The following is a 1,932-nucleotide window of genomic DNA, read 5'->3' as shown; positions in this document are numbered from 1 at the left end:
TGGCTCGACACGCAGAACCCTGCAAGCCTCGCCCAGAAAGCCCACGACGCGGAAGGCGTGTTCCGCAGGACGGGCATCACGTTCGCCGTGTACGGCGACGCGCAGGCCGCCGAGCGCCTGATTCCGTTCGACATCGTGCCGCGGATCATCTCGGGCGCGGAATGGAGCCGGCTGTCGCTCGGCATCGAGCAGCGCGTGATGGCGCTCAACGCGTTCCTCGACGACATCTATCACCGCCAGGAGATCGTGCGCGCCGGCATCGTGCCGAAGCACCTGATCGCGCACAACGAGGCGTTCATCCCGGAGATGATCGATTTCCGGCCGCCCGGCAACGTCTACACGCACATCATCGGCGTCGACATCGTGCGCACCGCCGAGAACCAGTTCTACGTGCTCGAGGACAACGCGCGCACGCCGTCGGGCGTGTCGTACATGCTGGAAAACCGCGAGACGATGATGCAGCTCTTTCCCGAGCTGTTCCAGCAGGTCAAGGTGCGCCCGGTCGAGACCTATCCGCAGATGCTGCGGCAGTCGCTCGCGGCGGTGTGCCCGCCGGGCGGCAACGCCGACAACCCGACCATCGCCGTGCTCACGCCCGGCATCCACAATTCCGCGTACTACGAACATTCGTTCCTCGCCGACCAGATGGGCGTGCACCTCGTCGAGGGCAGCGACCTGCAGGTGGTCGACGGCCGCGTCGCGATGCGCACCACCGAAGGCTTCCGGCCGATCGACGTGCTGTACCGCCGCGTCGACGACGCGTTCCTCGATCCGCTGACGTTCCGCCCCGATTCGGTGCTCGGCGTGGCCGGGATCATGGACGTCTACCGCGCCGGCAACATCACGATCGCGAACGCGCCCGGCACCGGCATCGCCGACGACAAGGCGATCTACTCGTACATGCCGGAGATCGTCGAGTTCTACACGGGCCGCAAGGCGCTGCTGGAGAACGTGCCGACCTGGCGCTGCGGCGAGGCCGACAGCCTGAAATACGTGCTCGAGCATCTCGACGAACTGGTCGTGAAGGAAGTGCACGGCTCGGGCGGCTACGGGATGCTGGTCGGGCCGTGCGCATCGAAGGCCGAGATCGAGGCGTTCGCCGCGAAACTGCGCGCGCGTCCCGCGAACTACATCGCGCAACCCACGCTGGCGTTGTCCACGACGCCGATCCTGACCGAAGCCGGCCTCGCGCCGCGCCACGTCGACCTGCGGCCGTTCGTGCTGGTGTCGGACCGGATCCGCATCACGCCGGGCGGGCTCACGCGCGTCGCGCTGCAGGAAGGCTCGCTGGTCGTCAACTCGAGCCAGGGCGGCGGCACCAAGGACACCTGGGTGCTGGCCGACTGAGCCGGGCACGACCGCGCGCGCCGCAGCCGGCGCGCGAACCGAACGAAGACGGAGTGGACACGAGATGCTTCTGGGACGAACTGCGAGCGGTCTTTACTGGATGTACCGCTATATCGAGCGCGCGGAGAACATCGCGCGCATCGTCGATGCCGGGCTGCGGATGGCGCTCACGCGCACGTCCGACGCGCCGGCCGAATGGTCGTCGGTGCTGGTCAGCTCGGGCGCGGACGACGGCTATCGTCAGAAGTACGACGCGTATGCCGCCGATACCGTGACCGACTACCTGCTGCGCGACCGCGACAACCCGTCGAGCGTGCTGTCGTGCATCGAGGCCGCGCGCTCGAACGCGCGGATGGTGCGCACGGCGCTCACCCGCGAGGCGTGGGAGAGCGTGAACGGCGCCTGGCTCGCGCTGCGCCAGGCGCTTGCGCAGCCGGTGCCGGAGAGCGGGCTGCCGGCGGTGCTCGACGAAGTGAAGCGCGAAACCGCGCTGATCCTCGGCAGCTTCTACAGCACGATGCTGCGCAACGAGATCTTCGATTTCGCGCAGATCGGCGCGTTCGTCGAGCGGGCCGACAACACCGC

2 protein-coding genes are annotated in these 1,932 nt (G+C 68.0%); both read left to right on the top strand.

The window, feature by feature from the left end:
• Positions 1-1,347, top strand: a 1,347-nt coding sequence (locus DIE02_RS35140) for a circularly permuted type 2 ATP-grasp protein (RefSeq protein ID WP_148093151.1), incomplete at its 5' end; no start/stop codon positions are given.
• A gap of 64 nt (positions 1,348-1,411) precedes the next feature.
• Positions 1,412-1,932 (top strand): alpha-E domain-containing protein (locus DIE02_RS35135; protein WP_185702688.1); only part of this gene is annotated, 521 nt, incomplete at its 3' end.

The organism is Burkholderia sp. Bp8991, from assembly GCF_003853795.1.
Taxonomy (GTDB): domain Bacteria; phylum Pseudomonadota; class Gammaproteobacteria; order Burkholderiales; family Burkholderiaceae; genus Burkholderia.
This window is presented reverse-complemented; position numbering and strand designations above follow the sequence as displayed.